Raw genomic sequence first — 19,415 nt, 5'->3', positions numbered from 1 at the left:
GCCGCCCCGGTCAGGTGAGCCGCCGGTCGGTCGGGTCGACGATGCGGAACCAGCGGTAGCCGTACGCCCCGACCTCGACCTCGGTGCGGCCGCGATCGTCGATCCCGACGACCTCCTGGCTGAACAGGTCGGACAGACGCGCGTCGTCGAACAGCTCACCGAGCTTGAGTCCCACGTGCACGGGGTTCGGCGCGAAGTTGTGCACGGCGATGAAACTGCCGAAGTCGGCCGTGAGCCGGTGCGCCAGCACCGACTTCTCCCCGTGCTCGAGCAGCTCGAACCGGCCCCAGCCGATCTCGGGTGAGCTGCGGTACGTCGTGGCGAAGGTCCGGATCTTGCTGAGCAGCGAGTCGGGATCGTGCATCTGCGCCTCGACGTTCACGTGCTCCGGCGCATACCCGTCCGTCGGTGGCTTCGAGACGAGCTTCCGGGCCGGGGCCCGCGAGAACCCGCCGTTCGCCTCCGTCGACCACTGCATGGGTGTGCGCACCGACATGCGCCCGCCGATGTCGAGGTTCTCACCCATGCCGATCTCCTCGCCGTAGAACAGCACGGGCGTGCCGGGCAACGAGAACATGAGGCTGTACATGAGCGCGATCCGGCGCGGGTCGCCCGCGACCATCGGCGGCAGCCGCCTGACGATGCCGCGACCGTACGCCTGCATGCGCTCCTCGGGTCCGAGGGCCTCGAAGACCTCCTGCCGCTCGCCCTCGGAGAGCTGATCGAGCGTCAGCTCGTCGTGGTTGCGCACGAAGTTCGCCCATTGCGCCTCGACCCGGATCTCGGGCCTGGACGCCAGCATGTCGGCGAGCGGCGTGGCGTCCTCGCGCACCAGCGAGAGATACATGCGCTGCATGGCCGGGAAGTCGAACTGCATCGTGAGCTCGGCCGGCGCATCCACGTGCCCGAAGAAGTCGAGCTGGCCCTCGTACGGCAGGTTCACCTCGCCCAGGAGGATGGCCTCGCTGGACCGTCGCTGCAGGAAGCGGCGGATGTCTCGGAGGAACTCGTGCGGGTTGCCGATGTCGACCCCCGCGGGCGGCTCGATCAGGAACGGCACCGCATCGACGCGGAAGCCGCTCACGCCGAGCTCCAGCCAGAACCCCAGCGTCTTGGCGATCTCGTCCCGGACCTCGGGGTTGGCGATGTTCAGGTCGGGCTGGTGCCGGTAGAAGCTGTGCAGGTAGTACTGCTCGGTCCGCTCGTCGTACTCCCAGACGCCCGACTCCTCGCCGGGGAACACCGTCTGCTGCGGGCGCTCCGGAGGCTCGTCGCGCCACACGTACCAGTCCCGCCGTCGCGCGTCGCGACTGCGCTTGGCGTCCTTGAACCACGGGTGCTGGTCGGACGTGTGGTTCATGACGAAGTCCATGATCACCCGAATGCCCCGGTCGCGCGCGAGGCGGATGAACTCGACGAAGTCGCCGAGCGAGCCCAGCTTCGGATCGGTCGTCTGGAAGTCGGTGATGTCGTACCCGTCGTCCTGGCGGGGCGAGGGCTGGAACGGCATCAGCCAGATGCAGCTCACCCCGAGGTCGGCGAGATGGTCGAGCCGGTGGGCGAGCCCCTCGAAGTCACCCATGCCGTCGTCGTTCCAGTCGAGGTACTTCTCCACGTCGAGGCAGTAGACGACCGCGGTCTTCCACCAGAGGTCGCCGCGTGCGGTGATCTTCACCGGGGCACCTCCTCGGTCGCGCCGGCCGCGGCGAGCTCGGGCACCACGCGCTCGCCGAACACGTCGATGAACGCGTCCTGGTGCTGCCCGACATGGTGCAGGAAGACCCGGTCGAAGCCGAGTGCGACGAGCTCGGCGAGCTGGTCGAGGTGCTCGGCCGGGTCGGCGGACACGAGCACCGTCTCGGCGACCTCGGCGGGCCGGGCGTCGGCGACACGCGCGTCGAACTCGGATGGCATGGCGATGTCCCAGCAGTCGGGCGGGCCCACGAGTCCGTTCCGCCACTGGTCGTGGGCGATGGCGAGCGCCTCGTCGGCCGTGGCGGCGTAGCTCAGGTGGACCTGCAGCGTGATCGGGCCGCGTCCTCCGGCCCCCCGGTACGCGTCGATGACGTGCCGCAGCGCTGCGGGTTTCTGCTTGACCGTGATGAGCCCGTCGGCCCAGGTCGCAGCCGAAGCGGCCTTCTCGGCGCTGACGGCGGCGGCGACGAGCGGCGGCGGCGACGCGGGCCGGCTCCAGACCCGAGCGCGGTCGACCCGCACGAGCCCGTCGTGCGACACCTCGTCACCCGCGAGCAGACGACGGATGACGTCGACGCATTCCACCATGCGCGCATCGCGCTCGGGCTTGGGCGGCCAGGGCTCGCCGGTCACGTGCTCGTTCATGGCCTCGCCGCTGCCGATCGCCGGCCAGAACCGTCCCGGGAACATCGACTCGAGCGTCCCGATGGCCTGCGCGAGCACGACGGGGTGATACCGCTGGCCGGGGGCCGTGACAACGCCGAACGGCAGGCTCGTCGCCTGCAGGGCGGCACCGAGCCAGGTCCAGGCGTGGCCGGACTCGCCCTGCCGGTGTCCCCAGGGCGCGAGATGGTCGCTGCACATGGCCGCCTGGAAGCCGGCCTCCTCGGCGCGCTGCACGGCGCGCAGGAGCCCGGCGGGCGGAATCTGTTCGTGCGAGGCGTGGTATCCCACGAGGGTCATGCGTCTCCTTCCGTCCAGGTTCGAGCCTTTCGGTCGTCGTGGTGAGCGGACAACCCCTTGCGCCGCTCGGAGCCTTCGGGCATGGCAGGCTAGGAGCCATGGTGGAACGTGCTTCCTGGTCGCTCGGCTCGGCCCTCCGGAACATCTTCGGGACGAAGACGATCGACGAGGACACCTGGGAGGACCTCGAGACCGCGCTCATCACGGCCGACTTCGGTCCGGCGGTCACCGAGGAGATCGTGGAGCAGATCCGCGCGCAGGTCGAGCGGTACAAGACGACCGACCCGCGCGACGTGCAGCGGATGCTCCGTGAGATCGTCGAGGAGCGGCTCGCGAAGTACGACCCGACGCTCAGACTCACCGAGCGTCCAGCGGTCGTGCTCGTCGTCGGCGTGAACGGGGTCGGCAAGACCACGACGATCGGCAAGTTCGCGAGGTTCCTGCGCACCTACGACCGCTCGGTCGTCGTCGGCGCGGCCGACACGTTCCGCGCCGCGGCGGTGGACCAGCTCGCGACGTGGGCCGAGCGTGCCGGCGTCGGGATCGTGCGTCCCGAGCGTGAGGGGCAGGACCCCGCTTCGGTGGCCTTCCAGACGGTGGAGCGCGCACAGCGCGACGGCACCGAGATCGTGATCATCGACACGGCCGGCCGGCTGCACACGAAGGGCGGGCTCATGGACGAGCTCGGCAAGATCAAGCGCGTGGTCGAGAAGCTCGCCCCGATCAGCGAGGTCCTGCTCGTGCTCGACGGCACGACCGGGCAGAACGGGCTCGCCCAGGCCGAGGCGTTCATCGAGCACGGCGGGGTCACGGGGCTCGTGCTCACCAAGCTCGACGGCAGCGCAAAGGGCGGGTTCGTGCTCGCGGTGCAGGAGAAGACGGGGCTGCCGATCAAGCTCATCGGTCAGGGCGAGGGCATCGGCGACCTCACGGGCTTCACGCCGCACGTCTTCGCGCAGAAGCTCGTCGGATAGGAACAGGGGAGACATGGCCACCGAGCACGACTACTTCGGCATCGTCGGCGACTACTGGTCGGAGACGGTGGAGTACGCGGACCAGCGGGTCGAGGTGGTGCTCGACGCCGAGGGCGAGGCGGTCTCGACCTCGTCGCTCGACCGCGCGGCGACGCTGGTCGGCGAGCTCGAGCTCGTCGACGACGAGCTGCGTTCGGCGTTCGTGAGCCAGCTCGATCAGCGTTCGTCGCCCGTCGTGCAGTTCCTCGAGGCGGTGCTCGACGCCGATCTCGAGCAGGCCGATGAGGTCGAGGCGGCGATCGGTCGAGACTCGGGCGACCGTCAGGTCGATGCGCTGCGCTCGCTGACGCTCGAGCGCGTGGACCTTCGCCCCGAGCTTGACGAACCGGGCGATGCGTTCGCGGAGTTCGCGTATGCGCTCGCGCCCGAAGACACCGACGAGCGCCTCGTCGCGGCGATCGATCTCGACCGCGAGATCGTCGACGTGCGCTTCGAGGGCTGACCCGCAGCGCCCGGGTTCCGCCACGAGGCATCCGCTCTCAGCGAGGCCTGGGTCGCTCTCGCCTAGAATCGAGGGATCATGGCTACTTTCGGCACCCTCTCCGACCGCCTGGCGGAGACCTTCAAGAACCTCCGCACCAAGGGCAAGCTGTCGGCGGCCGACGTCGACGGCACCGTGCGCGAGATCCGGCGCGCCCTGCTCGACGCCGACGTCGCGCTCCCGGTGGTCAAGGAGTTCACGGCGACCGTGCGCGAGCGTGCGCTCGGCGACGAGGTCAATCGCGCGCTGAACCCCGCGCAGCAGGTCGTGCAGATCGTCAACGAAGAGCTCGTCGGCATCCTGGGCGGCCAGCAGCGCCGCCTGCAGTTCGCGAAGAACCCGCCGACCGTCATCATGCTCGCCGGCCTCCAGGGCGCCGGCAAGACGACGCTCGCGGGCAAGCTCGCGAAGCACCTCGTCAAAGAGGGCCACACGCCGCTGCTCGTCGCCGCCGACCTCCAGCGTCCCAATGCGGTGAACCAGCTGCAGGTCGTCGGTGGTCAGGCCGGCGTCACGGTCTTCGCCCCCGAGCCGGGCAACGGCGTCGGTGACCCCGTGAAGGTCGCGAAGGACGCCGTGAAGCACGCCGAGCGGGCGCAGCACGACATCGTCATCATCGACACCGCGGGCCGCCTCGGCGTCGACGCCGAGCTCATGAAGCAGGCGTCGAACATCCGCAAGGCGACCGACCCCGACGAGGTGTTGTTCGTGATCGATGCGATCATCGGTCAGGACGCGGTCGCCACGGCGAAGGCGTTCCAGGACGGCGTCGACTTCACGGGCGTCGTGCTCACCAAGCTCGACGGCGACGCGCGCGGCGGTGCGGCGCTCTCGGTGGCCTCGGTCACTGGCCGCCCGATCATGTTCGCGTCGACGGGTGAGGGGCTCGACGACTTCGAGCCGTTCCACCCCGACCGCATGGCGAGCCGCATCCTCGACCTCGGCGACATCCTCACGCTCATCGAGCAGGCCCAGCAGGCCTTCGACGAGGAAGAGGCGATGAAGGTCGCCGAGAAACTCGCTAACGAGCAGTTCACGCTCGAGGACTTCCTCGCCCAGATGCAGCAGCTGCGCGGCGCCGGATCGATCAAGAAGATGCTCGGCATGCTCCCGGGCGCGGGCGGCCTGCGCCAGCAGCTCGACCAGTTCGACGAGAAAGAGATCGTGCGCACCGAGGCGATCATCCAGTCGATGACGCCGGCCGAGCGCCGCAACCCCAAGCTCCTCAACGGTTCCAGGCGCCTCCGCATCGCGCGCGGGTCCGGCATGACCGTGACCGACGTGAACCAGCTCGTGCAGCGGTTCGAGCAGGCCGCGAAGATGATGAAGACGGTCGCCCGCGGCGGGGTTCCGCAGGTGCCGGGCATGGGCCCGATCCCGGGTGCCGGCTTCGGTGGCGGCGGCGGCTCGCGCAAGGCCAAGGGCAAGAAGAAGGGCGGCAACGCGTCCCGGTCGGGCAATCCGGCCAAGCGCGCGGCCGAGAACGCCGCGATTGCGGCCGGCGGCCCGGTGCCGGGGCAGTCGAACGCGCCGAGCGGCGCGGGCTTCGGTCTCGGCGGTGGCACGGGCGCCAAGGGCGCCCCGACCGAGGAAGAGCTCGCCGCCCTGCAGAAGATGCTCGGCCGCTGACGCTCATCCCTTGCCCTCCCGTGCGCCGAATGATGCCGGTCCGCGTCGGGAGTGAACGATTCGTGCGGTCACTCGGCGGAGATCGGTATCAGTCGGCGAGGAGGCGGGCGGCGATCGCGCGCAGACGGTCGATCTCGATCGACTGACCGGTCGCGATCGTGCGCGCCCAGCGGGCGACGGCCGGGTCGCCGGCCGTCGCGAGGCGCTCCTCGCTCATCTGCACCGCGCCCTCGTGATGGCGGATCATCGCGTCGAGGAAGATCCGGTCGAATGCGGCGCCCGTCGCCGACTCGGCCTGCGTGAACGTCGTCGCGCTGATCTCGCCGGGCATGCCGGCCGCGTCGTGGTCGGCCCCGTGCCCGCCGAGCCCGCGGGCATCGAGCCAGGCACGGAGGGCGGCCGCCTCCGCCGCTTGCCCGGTCGCGATGCGCTCGGCTGAGGCGCGCACCTCAGGATCCGCGGCGCGGCCGGCGGCGAGTCGCGCGAGCGCGACGGCCTGGTCGTGGTGTTCGGCCATGCCCGCCATCCAGTCGGCGTCGGCCTGGGTGGCCTGCTCGCTCGCCTCGGGCGGGGCGGATGCCTCGGGCGGGGCGGATGTCTCGCCGGCGCCGCCGTCCGCCGTGCAGCCCCCGAGGGCCAGCGCGAGGGCGATGACCCCGATCCGCCACCCGGTGGTCGAGTAGCGAGCGCCAGCGAGCGTATCGAGACCTCGTACGCCTGTGTCGCCGCGCAACCACCGGGTCTCGATACGCGTGCTCCTTCGTCGCGCGCTCCTCGACCGGCGAAGCATCACGGGCTGTGCTCGCTCGTGGACCGTCGTTTCGCGAGCACCTTCGCGCGCCGGCGCGCCACCCACCCCGCGGCCGCGCCGATCAGCAGCGCCCCCGCGGCGATGCCGATGAGCCAGCCGTTCGGCATCCCGTCGGCTCCCGCGGCGGGCTCGGGGGTCGGCGTGGGCTCGGGTGCCGCGACCTCGAGCACGCCGAGCGCGAGCCGGTCGCTCGTGCGGTCGCCGCGCGCGACCAGGTCGTAGTCGCCGGCCTCGAGCGGTCCGGGCACGGTCACGATCGTCGGCGCGAGCGCGCCGTCGGCGGTCGCGGTGAGCGTCGCGAGCACGCTCGCCCCGGGCATCCACCAGACGTCGACCGTCTCACCGGGTTCGAGCGAGCCGGCCGGCAGTGCGACCTCGACGGTCGGCGTCTCGCCGGGCTGCACCTCCGCGGGTGACAGCTCGAGCGGGGCGAGCGCGGCGCGGCCCGCCGCATCCGCGGGCAGCAGCGGCGCCTCACGCCACACCCACGAGTACGCCGGCTGCGTCTGCGGGTTGAGGTCGCCCGCGGTGTACCTCGCGGCGTCGGCGAAGAGCGGGTCGGTGAGCCGAAGCACCTCGAGCCCGTCGTACATGTCGCTGGCGAACAGATGGCCGTTGTAGAAGTAGACCGACCAGATGCCCGCGGTGAAGTCCATCGAGTAGCCGTAGCTCGGACGATCGAAGTACGTGAGCTCGGTCGGCGCGGCGGGATCCGTGAGATCGATGACCGAGACGCCGCCCTCGAGCCACGCCTGCGCGACGATGAAGCGCCCGGGCACGGGGATCAGGCCGCCCGAGTGCGCGACGCACTTCTCGAGGTCGGACTGGGGTCGCGGGATCTTGAAGTAGGACCGGTGCTCGAGCACGCCGTCGGTGAGGGACCAGATCGCGTCCGCCCCGCGGTCGCCGCCGAACGCGGGAGAGCACGTGTTGATGAACCCGTCGCCGAGCTCGTCCTGGAAGACCACCGCGGTCGCGTCGTTGTCGAAGATGCCCGAGTGCCAGAACGCGACGTTGGCGTCGCGCACCCGCTGCAGCACGACCGGGCTCAGGGGGTCGGCGATGGAGAGCAGCAGCCCGTCGCCGCGGCACGCGGCCACGGCCAGCGCCTTGGCCGGGTACGCCGTGATGTCGTGGCATCCGGTCGTGCTGCGCGTCTCGGCGCCGCCCGCGACGCGGTCGCCCGGGCCGAACGCGGTCTCGTCGTCGAACAGGTCCAGCTCACCGGCGATCGTGGCCTGCTCGGGGGTCGCGAGCGGGATCGACACGATCTGCAGCGGGTTGCGCCCCGTGCAGTTCAGCGAGGCGCCGCGGCTGTACGCGCTGACGTAGACGAAGACCCGCGTGGCGTCCGCCGGATCGGGCACGACGGTGTGCGTGTGCGAGCCGCACCTGGTGCGGACCGATCCGACGTGGCGTGGCGCCGAAGGATCGCTCACGTCGAAGAGACGCAGTCCCTCCCAGTTCTCCTCGGTCTCCGGGACGCGTACGGCATCGCACGCGTCGCTCGACATCGTCTCGTCGATGGACACGATCACGAGGTCGCCGACCGCACTGACGTCGCCCTGGCCCCCCGTGCACGGCATGGTGCTCCTGAGGTCGGGGTTCGCGGGGTCGGCGATGTCCCACACGCTGAACCCCGCGAAGTTGCCCTGGATCAGGTGGTCGCCCGTGAACGCGAGGTCGGAGTTGATGAAATCGGGGTCGTCGCCCTGACGGAACGGGTTGTCGCGATGCGCGACCCATTCGAGTCCCGGACCCATCGCCGGCGCGCGCGGATCGGGTTCCGACGCGGTCGCGGGGCCCGCTGCCGGTGCCGCGACGGCGAGCGCGAGCAGTGCGCCGAGCACCGCGAGCGAACCTGCCGTGCGGCGCATGCTCAGCTGGAGGCCCCGTCGTGCCTCGGTTCGGCGCCGTCGGCGAACGCTGCGAGCTCGTCACCCGTGAGCACCTCGACGGGTCGCGGCTCGGCCGCGAGCGCGGCGATGGTCGCATCGAGGGGGAGCGGTGCCTCGGATGCCACGAGCACGAGGTTGCCCGGAGCACCGCCGACGAGCACGGGCCGAGCGGCGATCACGGCTCGTTCGCCCTGTTCGACGGCGAGCGTCGCCGCCATGCGCCGGGCGAGCTCCAGGTCGCCACCGCCGAGCGTGTTCACGATGATCAGCGCACCCGGGGCGAGGAGCTCGCGGAGCGCCGCGAAGAACTCGACGGTGCCGACCGTCGGCGGGGCGACGCTGCCCGAGAAGACGTCGACGATCGCCACGTCGTATCCGCCCTGCTGCCTCGCGGCACGATCGACCGCGGTGCGCGCATCGTCGAACTCGACCGTGAGCTCGACGTCGTCGCGCAGCGGGAGCGCGTCGAGCACGAACTCGAACAGCTCGCGGTGCAGCTCGACGATGTGCTGTCGCGCCGAGGGCCACCGTGCGGCGACGAACCGGGGGAGCGTCAGACCGCCCGCCCCGAGGTGGAGCACGGACAGCGGCTCGTCGGCCGGCTTCCACGAGCTCAGCACTGCGGCGATCTCGCGCACGTACTCGAGCTGCAGATCGAGCGGATCGGCGGGATTCACATGCGACTGCGTCGTGCCGTCGATGATGAGCGAGTACCCGCCGTTCGTGCCGCGCCCCGGCAGCAGTCGAGCGTGAACGTGTTCGCCGTCGAGTTCGAGCCGGGGTTCGGTCATGCGACCACCCTAAGGCGGGGCGGCGGGCCGAACCACACCTGACGCGCGACGGGACCGATCGCGCGAGATCGCCGCGGCTGCCGCGGCGGTCGCGTCGTCCGGCCGTAACGCCCGGTATGGTGAGCCGTACACGCACGCAGCTCAGCCACCGGAGAGGAGACGCCGGTGATCGCGGACACCGTGGCGAGAGGTCGTGTCACTCCGGACTGGGACGAACGCGTGCTCGCGAGCCATTCGGCGCCGCACTTCATGCAGAGCCGAACCTGGGCACGGATCCGCTCGGGCGGCCCCTGGCGGGTCGGCGCCGCCGATCTCGGCGTCGCCGCCGAGTTGCCCGCCCTCGTCTTCGAGCGCGAGGCGCCCGGCACCGGCCGGCTCCGGCACATCCCCCGACTCACGGGCGTCACCGTCGCGGACGTCCCAGCGCTCACCGAGCGCGTGCACGCCGAGCGCGGCGAGGCGTTCGCCACGAAGCTCGAGATCTACCAGGAGCGCGACCCCGGGCTGGATGCCGCGTTCGCCGCTGCCGGCTGGCTGCCGACGAGGGCCTCGCAGTACCGGTTCGCGGTCGTCGCGGATCTCGCCGACGGAGCCGACGAGGTGCTCGCGCGGATGAAGAAGCGCGCGCGTGCCGAGATCCGGATCGGTGAGCGCAACGGCGTCGAGGTCGAGCGCGTCGAGGTCGGCGGACCGGGAAGCGAGGAGATGCTCGCGCTCGTGCGCGTGACCGAGGAACGGTCGGGCGCGTTCTTCCGTCGCGACGACTACCTGAGGGCGGTCTGGGCCGGCTTCGCCGCCGACGGGCGCGGCGAGCTCTACCTCGCGCGGCACGAGGGTCGCGTGGTGTCGGGTGCGTTCATCGCCAGGTACGGCCCGCGAGCCTGGTACAAGGACGGGGGCTCCCTGCGCGACGTCCCGAACCTCATGGCGTCCCGGCTGCTGCAGTGGCGTGTCATGCAGGAGCTCATCGCTGGCGGGATCACCGCCTACGACCTGGGCCACGTGCCACCACCCGATTCCGGCGCGGGGAACGGCACCGGGATCCAGACCTTCAAGACGGCATTCGCGCCGGTCGTCGAGTTCCAGCCCGCCTACCTGCTGCCGCACTCGCCCGCGGCCGAGCCCTGGCGCACCGGTGAGTCGCGGTTCCTCGCCGAGTATCACGCGGCGACCGGGGACTACTGGTACTGAGCCGGGTTACAGTGGGTCGCGCCGGCACGTCGTGGTCGATCCCTGCGACGCGAGGCGGACCACCCGTGAGACTGGAGCTCGAGCGATGACGACCGGCACCTCCGACTACCGCGACGCAGGCCTCGCGTTCGGCGACGACTTCCTGTTCGGCTCGGCGACCGCCGCGTACCAGATCGAGGGCGCCGCCGACGAGGACGGCCGGGGGCCGTCGATCTGGGACACGTTCAGCCACACGCCCGGGAAGGTCTGGAACGGCGACACCGGCGACGTCGCCGACGACCACTACCACCGGCTCGACGCCGACCTCGACCTCATGAGCGGGCTCGGTCTCGAGGCGTACCGCTTCTCGATCGCGTGGCCGCGCATCCAGCCGACCGGTCGCGGCCCGGTCAACGAGGCCGGGCTGGCGTTCTACGAGCGTCTCGTGGACGGGCTGATCGCCCGAGGCATCCGGCCGATCGCGACGCTCTACCACTGGGACCTGCCACAGGCCCTCGAAGACGAGGGCGGCTGGACCGCGCGCTCGACGGCCGAGGCGTTCGCCGAGTACGCGCGTATCGTCGCCGAGCGGCTCGGCGAACGCGTGACCGTCTGGACGACCCTCAACGAGCCGTGGTGCAGCGCCTACCTCGGCTACGGCTCGGGCGCCCACGCGCCGGGCCTGATGGACGGCGCGAAGGCGCTCGCCGCCGTGCATCACCTCAACCTCGCACACGGCCTCGCCGTTCGGGCGATCCGCGATGTGCTGCCCGGCGCCGAGTGCTCCATCACCCTGAACCTGCACGTCATCCGGCCCGCGGGGCCGACCGGGGCCGAGGCGGCCCGCCGCATCGACGGGCTCGCGAACCGCCTGTTCCTCGGTCCGCTGCTCGACGGCGAGTACCCCGCCGACGTCATCGAGGACACGAAGCAGGTGACCGACTGGGCGTTCGTGCGGCCCGGCGACACCGAGCTGATCCGTCAACCGCTCGACCTGCTCGGGGTGAACTACTACTCGACCGTGACCGTGCAGATGTGGGACGGACGTTCGCCCCGCGTGCAGGCCGACGGGCACAAGGACATGGGTGGCTCGCCATGGCCGGGGTCCGAGCACGTGGAGTTCCTCGAGCAGCCCGGGCCGTACACCGCGATGGGCTGGAACATCGACCCGTCCGGTCTCGAGGACCTCCTCGTCGCGCTGCACACGTCGTACCCCGGGCTGCCGCTCATGGTCACCGAGAACGGAGCCGCGTTCGACGACGTCGTCGTCAGCGGTCCGGACGGCCCCGCGGTGCACGACGTGGAGCGCGTCGACTACCTGCGCCGGCATTTCACCGCTGCGCACCGTGCGATCGAACGCGGCGTGGATCTGCGGGGCTATCAAGTGTGGTCGCTCATGGACAACTTCGAGTGGGGGTTCGGGTACTCCAAGCGATTCGGCATCGTCCGGGTCGACTACGACACACTCGAGCGTCTGCCGAAGGACTCGGCGCACTGGTACCGCGAGCTCATCCGGACCCGGCGGATCCCGGGCTGATCGGACGGCCGCCGCCGCGCGCGTTCAGCCGGAGACGCGCTCCGGCATGCCCTGCCTGAGCTCCCGGGTGAGGTGCGCGACGACCGCGCGGAGGTCGCCGTCGGCCGCGTGCGCGACGCGGAGCTGCCGCTGATAGCTCGCGCCGTCGTCGAGCGTCTCCCGGAGGAGCTGCAGCTCGGGGCCGCAGCCGAGCCGGTGCGCGACCGGGGCGAGGGCGGTCAGGAGGTCGCGGACGTCGTCGCCGACGAGTCGTTCGGAGCCCGCGACATCCGTGATGATCTCGGCGTCCATGCCGTAACGGGCGGCGCGCCACTTGTTCTCGCGCACGTACCAGGGCTGCAGGACCGGCAGCGTCTCGCCCGCGTCGAGCCGCTCGCTCATCCATTCGACGAGGCACTGGATGAACGCCGCGATGCCGGCGACCTCGGTCGCCGTCGAGACGCCGTCGCACACGCGCACCTCGATCGTGCCCCACTTCGGCGACGGCCGGATGTCCCACCTGACCTCGGTGTGGTCCTCGATCACGCCCGTGCGCACCAGGTCGTCCACGTATCGCTCGTACGCCGCCCAATCGGCGAGCGGGTAGGGCAGGCCGGCGGTCGGGAGCTGCTGGAACATGAGCGCCCGATTGGAGGCGTACCCGGTCTCGACCCCCGCCCAGAACGGGCTCGACGCCGAGAGCGCCTGCAGGTGCGGCACGTACGCGAGGAGCCCGTCGAGGATCGGCAGGGCCTTGTCGCGGTCGTTCAGCCCCACATGCACGTGGATGCCCCAGATCATCATGTTGCGGCCCCACCACCGGGTGCGGTCGATCAGCTTGCGATAGCGCTCCGTGTCGGTGAGCGACTGGTCGTACCACTGGCTGAACGGGTGCGAGCCGCTGCACATGAGCTCGTACGCCCCGATCGTGTCGAGCGCGGCGCGCACCTCGTCGATCTGGCCGGCGAGGTCGGCCACCGCGCCCGCGACGCGCGTGTGCACGCCGCTCACGAGCTCGACCGTGTTCGTGAGGAGCTCGTGCGTGATCCGCGGGTGCGGGGAGCCGTCGGGGCCGCGCAGGTGCTCGAGCACCCGGTCGCCGACCGAGGCGAGCTCACCGGTCTCACGATCGACGATCGCGACCTCCCACTCGATGCCGATCGTGGAGCGGGCCGACTCGGCGAACTCGATGTGCATGGCGTGCGGCCCCCGTCCGATTGCGGTGCGTCCGATTGCGGTGCGCGTGCGGCCAATCTTGGCACGGTGCCCGCGCCGGAACGGGCCGAGTCGAACGATTACGCCAGGACGCGGATATCTGCAAGTTAAGTAAGTCCCGGGCGACTTCCGCGCTATTTCGAGAAACGAAGGGGTCTTCCGCGTGTTCAGAGTAGCCCGCCGTGCCCAGATTTGGGCATGAATTGGGCACGGGGGGTTGACTCGAAGTCTCAGCCCGCGCCTGAGTCTCTAGAACGTGAAGACTCGCGGCGAAGGGAGCGACAGGATGGAAATCCCCCGAAAACTTGACTCCGGCAAATGGCAGGCGCGGTACACAGCACCCGAAGGTTCGCGCCGGAGCGCAGGCACGTTCGACACCAAGAAGCTGGCAGAGGAAGCAGCAGCCAGAGCCATTGCTGACATCTCTCGTGGCGTCTGGTCGAATGAGACGGCCGGAGACGAGCGGTTCTCAGACTATGCCGCTGTGGTCCTCGAAGCTCGGAAGGGCGAGTTGACTTATACGAGCTGGAAGGGCTTCGAATGCCAGATACGACTTCGACTCATCCCCTACTTCGGAAAGTACGGCATGAGGGACATCCGGCCGACGACCGTTAAGCATTGGTGGAGCACGGTCGAGACCACAGCTTCCAACCGCCGCAACGCCTACATGGCGCTTAGCTCGATCATGAAGCACGCCTTGGACGATGAGATCATCCCGGCCTCTCCGTGCCGTGTGAAGGGCGCTGGGAGAGACGTGACCAAACGTCGCCCGGAATTCACCTTGCACGAGTTCTGGAAGATCTACGACGCAGCGGACGAGGACTTTAAGATCTTCTTGTTGGTGACCATGGACGGTGGTCTCAGGGCGGGGGAAGTCACGGGCTTGAATCGAAGTCACTTCGATCCGACAACCGGCAGGCTCACCATCGAACAGCAGCTCGCATACGAGCCGGGGGGCTTTCAGATGAAGCCGGGCACCAAGACATCCCGGGAGGGCAGGAGCCTCACCCTGACCCCTTACACCACCGTCGAGCTGGCTGCCTACTTGGGGAGACGTCACACTCCGGCGGACGCGCCAATGTTCACTAACCGACGGGGTGATCGTCTGAACCGGAAAACGGCAGCCGAGAAGTGGAAGACGCTCCGCGAAGAGGTCGGCGTGGAGTGGGCGCATCTTCATGACCTTCGGCATACCGGCCTGACCGCGTATGCACGTGCCGGGGCCACTGACCGAGACCTGATGGAGCGGGCGGGGCACACGGGCCACCGCTCACATCTCCGGTACCAGCACAGCAGCATCGAACGCGATGCCGAGAATGCGGCCCGCATGGGCCAGATGCTCCGAAGGAAGCCAGCCTGAGCAGCGTCCTCGGGATTTGGCTGACCGTGCACCATGGTCATCGCCGGGCTGCATTGCCCTGAGCCGGACTAACGATTTCCTAGCTAGCATCCTCCTGTTAACTCAGGCAAGCCACGATGAGATTGTGACCAGGGTTGCGTTGTACCTCCGCCAGTCCTCAGATCCTCAGGGAACCGAACTCGCGGTTGATCGGCAACGTGCGAATTGCCTAGCGCGGGCTGTGGCGAAGGGATGGTCAGTAGACCCGTCACGGATCTACATCGATAACAACGTGTCGGCTACCAGCGCTCGCGAGAGACCGTCCTACCAGCGGCTGATCTCAGATGTGATGAAGCGCGAGGTAGATGTGGTGATCGCCTGGAATCTGGATCGACTGACGAGGAAGCCGAGAGAGGTCGAGGACTGGATCGACTTGAACGAGAAATACGGCGTCAACCTGATGACCAGCGAGGGCACCGACCCGGTGGACATGTCCACGGAGGTGGGGCGCTTGATCCTTCGGATCACGGCCGCGGTCGCCCGCCAGGAAGTGGAGCGGAAAGGTCGTCGCCAACGCGAAAGCAATGCACAGGCTCGAGAACTCGGATTCCCGCCGCACGGAACGCGCGCCTTCGGGTACACCGCCAGGAAACGAGACGCGCGCTCGATCACAGACACGCGCACGGGTGCCGACGGGAAGACGTACCTCGACTACGGTCACGCCCCGATCCCCGAAGAGGCTGCCGCCATCAAACGGGGATACGAGCTTGTCATTCAGGGAGAAACGGTCGGTGTCGTGGCGCGCGCTTGGAACGCAGCGGGCGTCATGAACACGATGGGCAACCCGTGGGTACCAACGACCGTGCTCGCGATCCTCACAAATCCCAAGTACGCGGGATACTCCGTCCCGCCGCGTGGACACCATGCCTGGCGCAAGTCGCTGTACGACCCGGAGGACCTCGCAAAGCACCGTCGCGGAACGTGGGAGCCGATTGTGGACGCGGAAACCTGGATGGCAACGCAGGTCCTTATCCGAGACCTATCAGCCCGAGACCTTCTCGGGACCCCGAAACGCTGGCTGCTCTCAGGCATAGCGACATGCGCTGCTGATGTAGAAGGAGTGCCGTGCGGTGCGCCAATCATGGGCGGCGCGACCTACTCGAAGGTGCCGACCTACCGTTGCTCAGTTGCGGGTCACCTCATGCGGCGTGCCGATCTCGCAGAAGAACTCGTCGTTGCCGAGATCATTCACCTTGCTCTCGGGGCGGGTGGCCGATCCTTGGCACCGTTCACTCCGGACCTCGAACTGAAGACCCGCGAGCATTCCCTCATGAAGTCGCTCCACATGACCACCGAGAACTACAACGTGCTGGTTCACACCGGGATTCTCTCCGAGGCGGAGGCCGAGAAGAAAGCTCGTACGCATCGCGGGCGGCTTCGTGCAGAGTTACTTGAACTGCGTCGTGCGTTACAGGGCCTCAAGGTTGACGCCCTAAACGTTCTGCTACGTGCGGGCAGACCCCGCCGAAGTGATGAGAAGCCATGGACCTCCGAGGTTCGCGTAAGGAATGTGTGGGACGACTTGCCGCTCAGTGCCAAACGACACGTCGTCCAGACGACCATGAAGATCACGATGTCTCCGCCAGGTAGAGGGAACGGGCATCCTGGTCCGCGTCCGGAGGACCGTCTCGCGCTCGCCGCACAATCAGTACACATTCAGCTGAGGAAGATGCCGGGCATGGCGTAGAGATCTCTAGCTCGCATCACCAGGAAGCGCGCGAACTCGCTATCTTGGGCACATGGATACTACTGCGGCATCGCTGGCAAAGAATATCTCCATCAGCACCAGCCGTCAGACGGTGGGCGAAAACCTATTCGCCGAGCTGCTGACCGCGATACTGAATGGTCGTTTCGAACCGGGCGAGCGCATCAATGATGTCGCTCTCGCACGCGAACTCGGCATCTCGCGCACTCCTGTCCGGGAAGCCCTTCAGCGGCTAAGGACTCTGGGCATCGTGGAAGCGGAGCCCAACCGATTCACCCGGGTAGCCGTCATCTCGCCCGAGCAGGTCGCAGAAAACTGGATCGTCATCCTCGCCCTGGCCCGCGCTGTGCTCGTCGAGCTCGATGGGAAGACACCGGCGAAGGCGCTAAAGAGCGTCAAGGCTGAAGCCGCTGCTTTCGAGAAGGCGAACAAGAGCAACAATGCGGAAGCAGCGGCGCGGGCAAACGTCGGCTTCTTCGCCGCGTTGACCGATTTGTCGTCCAACCGCGCGCTCCGCGAGGCGAGCGAGGGTGCTCAGTACCTCGTTCGACTCGGTAGCAGGGAACTCGAACCGGGAACCGATGCTGCGGGGCTGGTGAAGCTGCATAGCTCCCTCGTAGATGTGCTGTCGAGCAGCGACCTGAAGGCAGCCGACAAGGCACTAGATCAGGCGCGCGCGATCCTCGCGCGCTAAATTGAAGAGCCATCGAGCGTCGCTCGCGCGGCGGGCAAGATGCGCATTCTCGCCGGGCGCGCATGTACCCCTCAGCGCAACCCTTGTGCAGCGACTTTACGTTCGCGTATCAAGGTCATGGACAACGAAGAACGAATTCGAGCACGTGCAACTGGCCTGACCCGCGGTCTCGACTATGGGCTGCACCACGTTCCCTCACTGGCAGACCTTCGACCACTGGCTCTGGCTAACTTCAACCGAGTTGAGGGCGCGAACCGCGAGTCGGCTGATGACCGGATCGTTGTGAACTTCCTGCGACATCAGTGCTCGGACTACGAGGCCAACCTGCTCACGATTCAACGGAGACAGGGGGCGGTGCCCTGGAACGACGCGCTCGCCCTCGCGTATCTGTGGGTTCGAGTAGCGCACTTGGAAGCAATCAGCGAGAGATTCCCGGAGTTCGCAGATGCGTGTCGAGGGCTGGCGCGGCCGCCTCGATCGCGATACTTCCACCGCGCGTACCGGAGTTGATGAGACTCAACGATCGTTGAGGTCGGCGATGAGGTGCAGCGGACTTCGCGCGCTCCCCTGGACGAAATCGTGCGGGCGTTCGGAGTACACCGAACGCCAATCGCCCCGGATAACCCTTGGTCTGACTTCAGCTCTCCGAGTAGCACCTAAACAGACGAAAGGACCGAACCATGAATGAAGAGGCGACTCGCGCGTTGGTCGAAGATCTTCGCAAAGCTGACTTCTCCGAAACGACCGTCGAACATGTTTCAGCTGCGCACGGCGTGTTCATCACTGGGGACTCCGGATCGTGGTCGATGACCACGGTCGACGCGCGCATGGAGTGCGTGGCGCTCGATGCCGATCGCATCTATATGAAAGTTATCCCGTTCGAAGGCGAGCCGCGCGAGTGGATCCTCGATCGTATAACCGGTGAGGCCGCCCGCATAAATATCTAGGCGTTTGAGGTCTCCTGTTCGCCCTCCGATTCCGGATCGTGTTCCCAATGACCGGCCTCAGCTACCCGTAGCCCATACGAGTTCAGGACTTGCTGAAGGTGGTACAAGTCGTTGCCAGCCCTAAATGTCGCTAGCAATTCGTCGCCCCGTCCCGTGATGTAGATCGCCAGCAATCGCACGATCATCTGGTTGATCTCACTGACGGCGTACGTCTCGCTGTGCTCGGGGAAGTCGCCGCGGTCGTAGTGCTTCACATCGTTGTAGTTATTCGCAATGGCTCGGGCAAGTCCAACACGGTCCCGAATGCGCTCTGGCCACAACACGTCGAGCACGTCAAGGCATCGATACACGTAGGTCGCCGTCGTTGGGCGTCCGCGGCCGTTGTAGGTGACGTCTTCGCCCTGTCGTCGGCCCAGGATGCCTCCCGCGGCCTCGATGCTCATAGACGTGGATATCACGACATCTTCGAGATAGCCGCCCTTGCGACCGATCACGCTGACGCTTGGGAGGATGAAACGCTCCCAAGTCGCATAGCGGTCGGACCACGTCGCTAGACCTTCGCCGCCGACTTGGACCATATGCGCAAGTGGCCGCCCGAGATCCTTCTTCGAAGGAATGTCGATCCGCCGCTCGCGATAGGTGTGGCGGGTAACGATCTCAGTGAGTGGATACGCGTATATCTCCCCGTCGTTCAACCGAGCGGCATAGCGGTCATCGCGTAGCTTGTGCTCCCGGAACGAGAGTGGATGCCCGAACAGGAACACCATGAGATTTGCGACCTTGCGTTGCTCTACGAAGTGATCCCAGAACGGTCGCGCTCCCGATTCGAAGGTGCTTCGCAGCGTGACGTTGTCCTGAATTGTCGTCTTGCGGGTGTAACCGTCCTGCTCGGGGGAGTGAAGCCAGCCCGCACGCAGCGTCATCGTTGCCGCTCCTTGACGCCAGGTGAGGCCTTCGTCAGCGTGGAGTCGAAGAGTTACTTCTTGAATCCGACCCGCCTCGTCGGTCACCCGGCTGTCATCCACAGCGGATGAGCGCACCCACTCGTTCAGTCCGTCGATGCGGCTATGCATCTCGTTCATGAGTAGCGGGTCGGCCAACGTCCCGTCTCGGTCTCCGAGCACGGTGAGCGTAGGACGGACTGTCCCGATCGAGGTGCGGCGGCCGCCCCAGTTCTCCGAATGCCCGCTCCACTGGACGTCGAATAGCGAGAACGTCCCCTGCGGAGTGAGGAGCAGCATGTTCTTTGGAGGGGTTTGAGACTTGAACCACGCACGCACGTGCTCGAACTGTTCAACCGCCCAACCAGAAAGATAAGGCACTTCGACCACGACGCCCTGCTCGCGGGTCAGTCGCAGGGTCGCCCCAACGAATGGGGTGCCTTCGACGCCGTCGATGACCAGGCCGGTGATGCTGTCACCGAACTCAATGCGTTCCATAGCCATGTCGAGATTGTCCCGCAAGGTG

At 67.9% G+C, this 19,415-nt stretch carries 16 protein-coding genes; 9 read left to right on the top strand and 7 right to left on the bottom strand.

What is annotated here, in order from left to right; translation table 11 throughout:
- Positions 1-10: 10 nt before the first annotated feature.
- Both RH864_RS09030 and RH864_RS09025 read right to left on the bottom strand, forming a co-directional pair.
- The gene (locus RH864_RS09030; protein WP_310517210.1) at positions 11-1,675 is read right to left on the bottom strand and encodes an alpha-amylase family protein; all 1,665 of its coding nucleotides are present in this window, start codon (positions 1,673-1,675) and stop codon (positions 11-13) included.
- Positions 1,672-2,658 carry a TIGR03885 family FMN-dependent LLM class oxidoreductase gene (locus tag RH864_RS09025; RefSeq protein ID WP_310517209.1) on the bottom strand — a complete coding sequence of 329 codons (987 nt, stop codon included), beginning with the start codon at positions 2,656-2,658 and terminating at the stop codon, positions 1,672-1,674. The genes RH864_RS09030 and RH864_RS09025 overlap by 4 nt, the downstream gene beginning before the upstream one ends.
- A 98-nt stretch (positions 2,659-2,756) precedes the next feature.
- On the opposite strand from RH864_RS09025, the gene ftsY reads away from it, so the two are divergent.
- The 3 genes from ftsY (at position 2,757) to ffh (ending at position 5,802) form a co-directional block, all read left to right on the top strand.
- Positions 2,757-3,632 (top strand): signal recognition particle-docking protein FtsY, encoded by an 876-nt coding sequence (ftsY, locus tag RH864_RS09020; RefSeq protein WP_310517208.1) that lies wholly within the window; start codon positions 2,757-2,759, stop codon positions 3,630-3,632.
- Between the two features lie 13 nt (positions 3,633-3,645).
- Entirely contained in the window at positions 3,646-4,134 is a 489-nt protein-coding gene (locus tag RH864_RS09015; RefSeq protein WP_310517207.1) for a hypothetical protein, read from the top strand.
- A 78-nt stretch (positions 4,135-4,212) separates the two neighbouring features.
- On the top strand, positions 4,213-5,802 hold the full coding sequence (ffh, locus tag RH864_RS09010) for a signal recognition particle protein (RefSeq protein ID WP_310517206.1): 1,590 nt from the start codon (positions 4,213-4,215) through the stop codon (positions 5,800-5,802).
- 88 nt (positions 5,803-5,890) lie between these two features.
- Here the strand turns inward: ffh and RH864_RS09005 are convergent, their stop codons facing one another.
- The 3 genes from RH864_RS09005 to RH864_RS08995 are packed head-to-tail and all read right to left on the bottom strand — an operon-like array spanning position 5,891 to position 9,302.
- Positions 5,891-6,535 (bottom strand): DUF305 domain-containing protein, encoded by a 645-nt coding sequence (locus tag RH864_RS09005; RefSeq protein WP_310517205.1) that lies wholly within the window; start codon positions 6,533-6,535, stop codon positions 5,891-5,893.
- Between the two features lie 56 nt (positions 6,536-6,591).
- Positions 6,592-8,490 (bottom strand): LVIVD repeat-containing protein, encoded by a 1,899-nt coding sequence (locus RH864_RS09000; RefSeq protein ID WP_310517204.1) that lies wholly within the window; start codon positions 8,488-8,490, stop codon positions 6,592-6,594.
- Positions 8,491-8,492: 2 nt separating this feature from the next.
- Positions 8,493-9,302 (bottom strand): spermidine synthase, encoded by an 810-nt coding sequence (locus RH864_RS08995; protein ID WP_310517203.1) that lies wholly within the window; start codon positions 9,300-9,302, stop codon positions 8,493-8,495.
- A gap of 165 nt (positions 9,303-9,467) precedes the next feature.
- Between RH864_RS08995 and RH864_RS08990 the strand changes: the two genes are divergently transcribed.
- Positions 9,468-10,493 (top strand): lipid II:glycine glycyltransferase FemX, encoded by a 1,026-nt coding sequence (locus tag RH864_RS08990; RefSeq protein WP_310517202.1) that lies wholly within the window; start codon positions 9,468-9,470, stop codon positions 10,491-10,493.
- Between the two features lie 85 nt (positions 10,494-10,578).
- The gene (locus RH864_RS08985; protein ID WP_310517201.1) at positions 10,579-12,009 is read left to right on the top strand and encodes a GH1 family beta-glucosidase; all 1,431 of its coding nucleotides are present in this window, start codon (positions 10,579-10,581) and stop codon (positions 12,007-12,009) included.
- A 24-nt stretch (positions 12,010-12,033) separates the two neighbouring features.
- Here RH864_RS08985 and RH864_RS08980 read toward each other — a convergent pair whose 3' ends face one another.
- On the bottom strand, positions 12,034-13,185 hold the full coding sequence (locus RH864_RS08980; protein ID WP_310517200.1) for a glutamate--cysteine ligase: 1,152 nt from the start codon (positions 13,183-13,185) through the stop codon (positions 12,034-12,036).
- Positions 13,186-13,459: 274 nt separating this feature from the next.
- Between RH864_RS08980 and RH864_RS08975 the strand changes: the two genes are divergently transcribed.
- The 4 genes from RH864_RS08975 to RH864_RS08960 all read left to right on the top strand — a co-directional run bounded on the left by RH864_RS08975 (position 13,460) and on the right by RH864_RS08960 (position 17,948).
- Complete coding sequence (locus RH864_RS08975; protein ID WP_310517199.1) at positions 13,460-14,563, top strand: tyrosine-type recombinase/integrase; 1,104 nt, start codon at positions 13,460-13,462, stop codon at positions 14,561-14,563.
- A gap of 124 nt (positions 14,564-14,687) precedes the next feature.
- Complete coding sequence (locus RH864_RS08970) at positions 14,688-16,289, top strand: recombinase family protein (protein ID WP_310517198.1); 1,602 nt, start codon at positions 14,688-14,690, stop codon at positions 16,287-16,289.
- Between the two features lie 52 nt (positions 16,290-16,341).
- The gene (locus tag RH864_RS08965; protein WP_310517197.1) at positions 16,342-17,001 is read left to right on the top strand and encodes a GntR family transcriptional regulator; all 660 of its coding nucleotides are present in this window, start codon (positions 16,342-16,344) and stop codon (positions 16,999-17,001) included.
- 680 nt (positions 17,002-17,681) lie between these two features.
- Complete coding sequence (locus tag RH864_RS08960) at positions 17,682-17,948, top strand: hypothetical protein (RefSeq protein WP_310517196.1); 267 nt, start codon at positions 17,682-17,684, stop codon at positions 17,946-17,948.
- On the opposite strand, the gene RH864_RS08955 is transcribed toward RH864_RS08960, so the two are convergent.
- Positions 17,945-19,393 (bottom strand): ApeA N-terminal domain 1-containing protein, encoded by a 1,449-nt coding sequence (locus RH864_RS08955; protein WP_310517195.1) that lies wholly within the window; start codon positions 19,391-19,393, stop codon positions 17,945-17,947. The genes RH864_RS08960 and RH864_RS08955 overlap by 4 nt on opposite strands.
- Between the last annotated feature and the right edge of the window lie 22 nt (positions 19,394-19,415).

It is taken from the genome of Agromyces aerolatus, from assembly GCF_031432255.1.
Taxonomy (GTDB): Bacteria; Actinomycetota; Actinomycetes; order Actinomycetales; family Microbacteriaceae; genus Agromyces.
This window is presented reverse-complemented; position numbering and strand designations above follow the sequence as displayed.

What these genes read in the sequence shown, in the direction of transcription:
- RH864_RS09025 (WP_310517209.1), bottom strand. Translation starts at nt 2,658, where the DNA reads ATGACCCTCGTGGGATACCACGCCTCGCACGAACAGATTCCGCCCGCC.
- RH864_RS08965 (WP_310517197.1), top strand. Translation starts at nt 16,342, where the DNA reads ATGGATACTACTGCGGCATCGCTGGCAAAGAATATCTCCATCAGCACC.
- RH864_RS08960 (WP_310517196.1), top strand. Translation starts at nt 17,682, where the DNA reads ATGAATGAAGAGGCGACTCGCGCGTTGGTCGAAGATCTTCGCAAAGCT.
- RH864_RS08955 (WP_310517195.1), bottom strand. Translation starts at nt 19,393, where the DNA reads ATGGCTATGGAACGCATTGAGTTCGGTGACAGCATCACCGGCCTGGTC.
- RH864_RS09000 (WP_310517204.1), bottom strand. Translation starts at nt 8,490, where the DNA reads ATGCGCCGCACGGCAGGTTCGCTCGCGGTGCTCGGCGCACTGCTCGCG.
- RH864_RS09015 (WP_310517207.1), top strand. Translation starts at nt 3,646, where the DNA reads ATGGCCACCGAGCACGACTACTTCGGCATCGTCGGCGACTACTGGTCG.
- RH864_RS08995 (WP_310517203.1), bottom strand. Translation starts at nt 9,302, where the DNA reads ATGACCGAACCCCGGCTCGAACTCGACGGCGAACACGTTCACGCTCGA.
- RH864_RS08985 (WP_310517201.1), top strand. Translation starts at nt 10,579, where the DNA reads ATGACGACCGGCACCTCCGACTACCGCGACGCAGGCCTCGCGTTCGGC.
- ffh (WP_310517206.1), top strand. Translation starts at nt 4,213, where the DNA reads ATGGCTACTTTCGGCACCCTCTCCGACCGCCTGGCGGAGACCTTCAAG.
- ftsY (WP_310517208.1), top strand. Translation starts at nt 2,757, where the DNA reads ATGGTGGAACGTGCTTCCTGGTCGCTCGGCTCGGCCCTCCGGAACATC.
- RH864_RS08980 (WP_310517200.1), bottom strand. Translation starts at nt 13,185, where the DNA reads ATGCACATCGAGTTCGCCGAGTCGGCCCGCTCCACGATCGGCATCGAG.